The sequence below is a fragment of the Streptomyces tremellae genome (assembly GCF_039540215.1).
In the GTDB taxonomy this organism is placed as follows: Bacteria; Actinomycetota; Actinomycetes; order Streptomycetales; family Streptomycetaceae; genus Streptomyces; species Streptomyces tremellae.
The window spans coordinates 1-6,849 of record NZ_BAABEP010000119.1; the positions used below are offsets into that span (position 1 = coordinate 1).

Annotated in this window: 7 protein-coding genes; 2 read left to right on the forward strand and 5 right to left on the reverse strand. The window is 74.8% G+C overall.

The features are described from left to right. A partial coding sequence (locus tag ABEA77_RS33330; protein WP_345655837.1) for a glycoside hydrolase family 31 protein occupies window positions 1-1,187 on the forward strand: 1,187 nt, incomplete at its 5' end. A 65-nt stretch (window positions 1,188-1,252) separates the two neighbouring features. Here ABEA77_RS33330 and ABEA77_RS33335 read toward each other — a convergent pair. The 5 genes from ABEA77_RS33335 to ABEA77_RS33355 are packed head-to-tail and all read right to left on the reverse strand — an operon-like array spanning window position 1,253 to window position 5,463. Next, on the reverse strand, window positions 1,253-1,798 hold the full coding sequence (locus ABEA77_RS33335) for an NUDIX domain-containing protein (RefSeq protein ID WP_345655839.1): 546 nt from the start codon (window positions 1,796-1,798) through the stop codon (window positions 1,253-1,255). After that, complete coding sequence (locus tag ABEA77_RS33340; protein ID WP_345655840.1) at window positions 1,785-2,444, reverse strand: GTP-binding protein; 660 nt, start codon at window positions 2,442-2,444, stop codon at window positions 1,785-1,787. The genes ABEA77_RS33335 and ABEA77_RS33340 overlap by 14 nt, the downstream gene beginning before the upstream one ends. Continuing rightward, window positions 2,425-2,820 (reverse strand): DUF742 domain-containing protein, encoded by a 396-nt coding sequence (locus ABEA77_RS33345; protein WP_345655842.1) that lies wholly within the window; start codon window positions 2,818-2,820, stop codon window positions 2,425-2,427. Before ABEA77_RS33345 ends, ABEA77_RS33340 begins: the two co-directional genes overlap by 20 nt. 10 nt (window positions 2,821-2,830) lie before the next feature. Further along, window positions 2,831-3,271 carry a roadblock/LC7 domain-containing protein gene (locus tag ABEA77_RS33350; protein WP_345655844.1) on the reverse strand — a complete coding sequence of 147 codons (441 nt, stop codon included), beginning with the start codon at window positions 3,269-3,271 and terminating at the stop codon, window positions 2,831-2,833. Next, on the reverse strand, window positions 3,268-5,463 hold the full coding sequence (locus ABEA77_RS33355) for a sensor histidine kinase (protein ID WP_425588448.1): 2,196 nt from the start codon (window positions 5,461-5,463) through the stop codon (window positions 3,268-3,270). The genes ABEA77_RS33350 and ABEA77_RS33355 overlap by 4 nt, the downstream gene beginning before the upstream one ends. A 926-nt stretch (window positions 5,464-6,389) precedes the next feature. Here ABEA77_RS33355 and ABEA77_RS33360 point away from each other — a divergent pair. Then, window positions 6,390-6,849 (forward strand): hypothetical protein (locus ABEA77_RS33360; RefSeq protein ID WP_345655846.1); only part of this gene is annotated, 460 nt, incomplete at its 3' end.

The following is a 6,849-nucleotide window of genomic DNA, read 5'->3' on the forward strand; positions in this document are numbered from 1 at the left end:
GTGCGGCAGGGGCGGGGCAGCGAGGGGGAGGAGGCAGGGGGGGCGGGGCGGGGGGCGGGTGGGTGGTGTATCCCGACTTCACTGCGCCGGCGGTGCGCGGGTGGTGGGGGGAGTTGCACGGGGGTCGGCCGGCGGAGGGGTTCTCGGGGTCGTGGCACACCGGCGACGAGCCGGTGTCGTACGCGCCGTTCGGCGACCGGGAGCTGCCGAGTTCGGCGCGGCACGCGCTGGAGGGGGCGGGCGGCGACCACCGTGAGGCGCACAACGTGTACGGGCTCGCGATGGCCCGTGCCGCGTTCGAGGGGCTCGGCGCGCTGCGGCCCGACGAGCGGCCGTTCGTGGTGTCGCGCGCGGGCTGGGCGGGGACGCAGCGGTACGGCGGCGCCTGGTCGGGTGGGGAGGCGGCGGGTTGGGCGGGGTTGCGGGCGTCGCTCGCGCGGGTTCTGGGGCTCGGGCTGTGCGGGGTGCCGTACGCGGGGTCCGACGTGGGCGGGTCCCGCGGGGCCGTGCCGCCGGAGCTGTATCTGCGCTGGTTCCAACTGGCCGCGTACCTGCCGCTGTTCCGTACGTCGGGGGCGGCCGGTGCGCCCAGGGAGCCGTGGGGGTTCGGCGACGAGGTGTTGGCGCACGCCCGGGCCGCGCTGCGGGAGCGGGAGCGGCTGCTGCCGTACTTCGTGACGCTTGCGGGCCTCGCGGGTCTGACGGGTGCGCCGTACGTGCGTCCGGTCTGGTGGGGGCATCCGCAGGACCGGGCGCTGCGTGAGTGCGAGGACGCGTTCCTGCTGGGGGACGCGCTGCTGGTGGCGCCGGTGCTGGAGCAGGGGGCGCGGCAGCGGGTCGTACGGCTGCCGCGCGGCCGGTGGTACGACACGTCAGACGGGCGGGCGTACGAGGGCCCCGGGCCGGTGCGGCTCGCCGCGCCGCTCTCCCGGGTGCCGGTGCTTGCGCGGGCCGGCGCGGTGCTGCCGGTGCGGGCGCCGGGCGGCGGCACGGAGCTTGAGGTGTGGGCGCCCGCGCCGGGCCGCACGGGCGGTGGCCTGGTGGTGCGGGACCCGGGCGACGGCTGGAGGGAGCCGGAGGCCGAGCGCTACACGGTGCGGCTGCGGGGCGGCGAGGTGCGGGTGGCCCGTACGGCGGAGGCGGGCGCGCAGCCGCGGGAGTGGCCGGTGCGGGTGCGGGGGCTGTGAGGCGGTCCGCGCTGCCGGTCTCCGTCGGCCGTTTCGGGCCTTCCGCGGACCGGCCGGCGGCCGGGTCAGGAGGTCCGCGGCGGGTAGCGGCCGGCGAACCAGTTGCGTACGGCGGTGGTGTGGAGGGGGAAGGCGAGGCCGCGGGGGCCGTGCAGGAGGTGGGTGCCCGAGGTCTCCGCGGTGGGCCTTGACGGGGGCAGCAGGCCGGCTCCGCGGGCCGGGAGGAGCCCGAAGACGAGCAGGTGGCCGTCGTCCGAGCTGAGGGTGTCGGCGAGGCGTACGTCCTCCTCGGGGGCCTCGATGCCGGTCTCCTCGCGGAGTTCGCGGACGACGGCCCGCTGCCATGTCTCGTCGGCGTCGACGAAACCACCGGGCAGGGCGAGGCCGCCGCGCTGGGGTTCGATGGTGCGGCGGACGGCGACGAGCGCGGTGCCCTGCTCGTCCGTGACGGGCAGCAGGGCGACCGCGACGGGCAGCGGGTTGCGATAGGCGGTGGCGCCGCAGGCCGGGCAGGTGCGGGGCCAGCCGGTGGGGGTGGGGTAGCGGGTGCCGCAGTCCGCGCAGTGCGAGCGCGGCTCCGCGGTCTTCGTGGGCCGGTCAGGTGGGGACATGCTCGCTGGGCCCGGTCGCCAGGGTCATGGCGTGTTCCACGACCGTCACCAGGACCTCCTTGACCGATTCTCGGTCCCGGGCGTCGCACATCACCAGCGGGACGCCAGGGTCGAGGTCGAGCGCGTCCCGTACGGACCCGGGCGGATAGCGGTCGGCGCCGTCGAAGTGGTTCACGGCGACGGTGAACGGTATGCGCCGCCGTTCGAAGTAGTCGACGGCGGCGAACGAGTCGGCGAGGCGGCGGGTGTCGGCGAGGACGACCGCGCCGAGCGCCCCCTGCGCCAGCTCGTCCCACAGGAACCAGAAGCGGTCCTGCCCCGGCGTGCCGAAGAGGTAGAGCACCAGGTCACCGCGGAGCGTGATCCGCCCGAAGTCCATGGCGACCGTGGTGGTCGTCTTGCGCTCGACGCCCTGCACGTCGTCGACCGGCCGGCCCGCCTCGGTCAGCATCTCCTCGGTGCGCAGGGGCCTGATCTCGCTGACCGCGCCGACGAGGGTCGTCTTGCCGGCCCCGAAGCCGCCGGCGACCAGGATCTTCAGGGTGACGGGCTGCGTACGGGGGGCTCGGCCGGCTGCGGGGATGCCGACCCCGCCCCGGTCCGGCGGAACGGCGCCGCCGGACGAGCTAGAGCGCCCGAAGGCCATTGATCACCTCACGGAGAATGTTCACGTCCGGCAGCTCGGCCGGCGGAACGGGGCGGGATACGTAAACCAGTTCGTCTTCGACGAGGTCGCCGACGAGCACCCGGATGACCCCGATGGGCAGGTCGAGTCCTGAGGCGAGCTCCGCGACCGACTGCGGTGCGTCCAGGCACCGCTCGACGATCTCCAGGTGCTCGGGCGACAGGTTCCGGTCGAGTCCTGGCCCCTCGGCTGCGGGTTCGGGGACGACGAGCGCGATCAGGTCGAGCCGGTGCTGACCGGCCGTCTCGGTGCGGCCGCGCGTCATCGCGTAAGGCCGCACCACGGGCCCGGCCTCGCCGTCGAACCACGCCTGGGGGTCCCGACCAGTTTCCTTCATGCGCAGGTGCTCATCCCCCGGCGGGCAGGCCGGTGCGGGGGGCGGTGGCGAGGTGGGTGCCCACCCGCTTGACCATCAGCGTCATCTCGTAGGCGACCTGGCCGACGTCGGAGTCGGCGTCGGTGAGCACGGCGAGGCAGCTGCCGTCGCCGGCGGCCGTGACGAAGAGGAACGCCTCGTCCAGCTCCACGACGGTCTGCCGGACCTGTCCGACGTCGAAGTGGCGGCCCACGCCCTTGGCGAGGCTGTGGAAGCCGGAGGCGACGGCGGCGAGGTGCTCGCCGTCCTCCCTGCTGAGGTCCTTGGAGGCGCCGGTGGCGAGTCCGTCGCCCGAGAGCACGAGCGCCTTGCGGATGCTGGCGACGCGCTCCACCAGTTCGTCGAGGAGCCAGTCGAGTTCGCGGCCGCCTCCCGAGTGGGCGGCGCCTCGTGGTGTGTACGGTGCGGTCATCGACCGTTCCCCTCCGATGTCGTTCCTGGTGTGCCACCGGGGCCCTGGCCGGTCCTGCCGGCGGATTCCTCGGCTTCGTTCTGGAGGCGGCCCTGCTGCCAGCCGCGCTGGAGCGAGGCCATCCTGCTGCGTACGGCCTCCGCGTCGCGTTCCGCATCCCGGGGCGCCTGCCTGCGCTCCGTCCCCGAGGCCGCCGCGCGCTGGGCCGAATCCCTCAGCTGCGGCGCGAGGTTGGCCTGCCGGACGCGGCGCGGGAGCCCCCCGGTGGGGCCGCCCCCAGGTGGTCCGCCGGCCGGGCCGTCCGCCGGCCGGGCCTGCTGCCGCTCCCCCGGCCCCTGCCCGGGGCCCGCGGCCGGCGGCTGCTCGGGGTGTGCCCTGCCGGGCTGTTCGTCGAGCCGCCTGCCGCGGTCGGCGACGAGCTTGGGCGACCTGCGCCGCGGCAGCTGGGGCGGGACGCGCTCGGCCGGGGGACCGGAAGGTGCGGCCTGCTGGTGCTGGTCGTCGCCGTCCTGCCCGGCGGCCCTGGCACGCGCCCCGGCGCCGTCGCGGGGCGCGGAGCCGGGGAACGCGCCGTCCCTGGCGGGGTCTTCGCGGAAGGAGCCCTCGCGGAACGCGCCGCCACGGGGGCCGCCGTCGCCGGGGCCCCCTTGGCGGGCCGCGGGACCGGCGCCGCGTGCGGGCTCTCGCGCCGGGGCGCGGGGGGCGAGCCTGATGCCGCTTTCGGTGCGCAGGCGCGCGACGGGCACCGCCTGCGCGGGCGTCGGGTCGAAGGTCCCCGTCTCCGCGTCGGGCGCCTCGGTGAGGAGCGCCGCGGGGAGCAGGACGATCGCGCTGGTGCCGCCGTACGGGGACGGTTCGAGGGAGACCCGTACGTTCTGCCGCTGGGCGAGGCGGCTGACGACGAACAGGCCGAGCCTGTCGGTGTCGGACAGTTCGAACTCGGGGGTCTCCGCGAGCCTGAGGTTGGCTTCGAGCAGGGCCTCGGGCGCCATGCCGAGGCCGCGGTCGTGGATCTCCAGCGTGAAGCCGCCCGCGGTGCGGCCGCCGCTGACCTGCACGGCGGTCTGCGGGGGCGAGAACACCGTGGCGTTCTCCAGGAGTTCGGCGAGGAGGTGGGTGAGGTCCGCGACGGCGGGACCGCCGACGCCGATCCTGGGCAGCCTGCGCACCTCGATCCGCTCGTAGTCCTCGACCTCGGCGACGGCGGCGCGCACGACGTCCATCAGGCGGACCGGCTTGCGCCACTGCCGGGACGGCACGGCCCCGGAGAGGATGACGAGACCCTCCGCGTGCCGGCGCATGCGCGTGGTGAGGTGGTCGAGGCGGAACAGGTCGGCGAGTTCGGTGGCGTCCTCGGTGCGGCGCTCCATCGCGTCGAGGAGCCCGAGCTGCCGGTGCAGGAGCACCTGGTTGCGGCGGGCGAGGTTGACGAACACCTCGGCCACGCCGCGGCGCAGGTCCGCCTGTTTGACGGCGGCCTCGACCGCGGCGCGCTGGAGGGTGTTGAGCGCCTGGCCGACCTGGCCTATCTCGTGGTCCTCGTAGGTGAGCTTCGGTGCCTCGGTCTCCACGTCGATCTGCTCGCCCGCGGCGAGGCGGCGCATCACGGACGGCAGGCGCACGCCCGCCGACTCGTTGGCCTCCTTGCGCAGTTCGGACAGGTCGTGGACGAGGGCGCGGCCGACCCGCACGGACACCACGACCGAGGCGATGAGCGCGAGCAGCCCGAGTGCGGTCGCGGCGAGGAACCGCAGGTACACGACGCGGCGGCCGTCGGCGACGTGCCGCTGGAAGAGGGCGTCGGCCTTGGCGCTCTCCTTGTGGATGCCGTCCACCACGAACTGGGTGAGGTCGCGCCACTGCTGCGCCGTCATGGTGCGGTCGTTGACCATGGCGCCGGTGGTCGCGATCTCGTTCTCGTGCATCGCGAGCTTGTCGTTGGCGGGTCCCGTGTTGTACGCGCGCAGCACCGCGGCCTCCTGGGCCGGCAGGTCGGCGAGGCTGGTGGCGTACAGCAGTTGGCGGTCGGCGACGAGGCCGGAGACGCTGCGGCGCTCGGCGGGGCTCAGCTCGCCCGCGACGAGCGCTGAGGTGACGAGGGCGTTCTCGCGGGAGAACATCTCCTGCGCCTGGAAGATGCCGACGAGGGCGCGGCCCTGGTTGTCGCCGTCCACGTCCTCCTTGCCGTACACAAGTCGGAGGCCAAGCGGTCTTAGGAAGACAACGTGCGATCCCAACTCCTTGGCTCACAGAACGACATGGCTACGATCCGACTTGACGCCGGGGAGCTTGCGGGTCGCCGCGAGGAACGCGTCGAGGTGCCCCCGCGCGGTGCCGTCGAGGCTGCGGCGCAGCGCGGGCGAGTCGCCCTTGCGTACGGCGGAGACCGCGTGGTCCGTGGCGCTCCTGTCGGCCCGCAACTGCCGCGCCGTGTCGGCGTCGTGGGGCGCGGCGAGGTGGATCAGCGTGTCGAACCGCTCCTGCTGGACCGCGGCTGCGGCGCGCTGGACGGGGTCGCCCACCCGGGCCACCGCGTTCTTCAGATGACGCAGATCGAGGGCCTCGCGGCCGGTGAGCGCGCCGGAGAGCGCGGACAGGGCCGTGACCGATATGAGCGGCACGAGCAGCAGCGCCACGATCTTCCTGCGGATGGACTTCCCGCGAAAGCGCATGGCCTCCCCCAGCTCCGTCAGCGACCCGCGTGAGCCTACTACTGTCACACCAGCAACTCGAAAGCATGTCCCACAGCGGGCTGTCCGCGAAGGTTTGTTCGGCGGGCTCTTGTCCGGGTTTGCCGGGTCCCCACTGTGTTCTTTCCAACGAAGTTGCCGGTCAACGGCGTTCGCCGGTTCAAACATGGACGCAAAACCTTCACGCGGTGGTCTCGGCCCCCGCCCCGGCCGGGCGCGGCGGGCGGCGGGCCGCGCGCACAGGACGGGTACGGGGTGAACAGAGCACGATCACGGCCTTCTTGGCGGCATGGCGGGAATTCCCCCGGCACGGCCGGCGTCTTTCCGGGCAGGGCTGTGGCGCACCGCGCCGCGGCGTGCGCCATGAGTGACCCGACCGTTGCCGGGCACGCGGTGTGCGGGTGGATTCCGATGGGGAGTGAGGGTCCATGAAGAGGGACGAACGGGGTGGGGCCGCGTCGGTCGGCGGCCTCACGGGGGTGACGCGCGGCCTGTGGGTGGAGGAGCCCGCCGTCCGCTACCGGCTGCCCGATCCGGTCAGGACCGCGGCGGTGCGCGCGGTGCTCGTGGCGGCGGTGACGCTCGTCGAGGCGATGGTGGCGCTGCTGGCGACGCTCGCCGACTCGTGGCTCGCGTTCCCGATGGTCGTCGCCGCCATCGCGTCGACGGTCGGCGCGACCTGGGCGGTGCTGGACGTGTGGGTGACGCGCCAGGTGTGGAACCAGCGGCACGGCGTGGTGTCCGTGCCGAGCAGCACGGCACGCCGGCTGCGCAGGGAGCGGCGCGCGGCCCGCAGGGCGGCGCGCGAGGCGCAGCGCGAGGAGGAACGGGCGATACGCGGCGCGGCGCGCCGGCCCGCGCGCGCCGCGGCCCGCGCACGGGACGACC

What these genes read in the sequence shown, in the direction of transcription:
- ABEA77_RS33335 (WP_345655839.1), bottom strand. Translation starts at nt 1,798, where the DNA reads ATGTCCCCACCTGACCGGCCCACGAAGACCGCGGAGCCGCGCTCGCAC.
- ABEA77_RS33340 (WP_345655840.1), bottom strand. Translation starts at nt 2,444, where the DNA reads ATGGCCTTCGGGCGCTCTAGCTCGTCCGGCGGCGCCGTTCCGCCGGAC.
- ABEA77_RS33345 (WP_345655842.1), bottom strand. Translation starts at nt 2,820, where the DNA reads ATGAAGGAAACTGGTCGGGACCCCCAGGCGTGGTTCGACGGCGAGGCC.
- ABEA77_RS33350 (WP_345655844.1), bottom strand. Translation starts at nt 3,271, where the DNA reads ATGACCGCACCGTACACACCACGAGGCGCCGCCCACTCGGGAGGCGGC.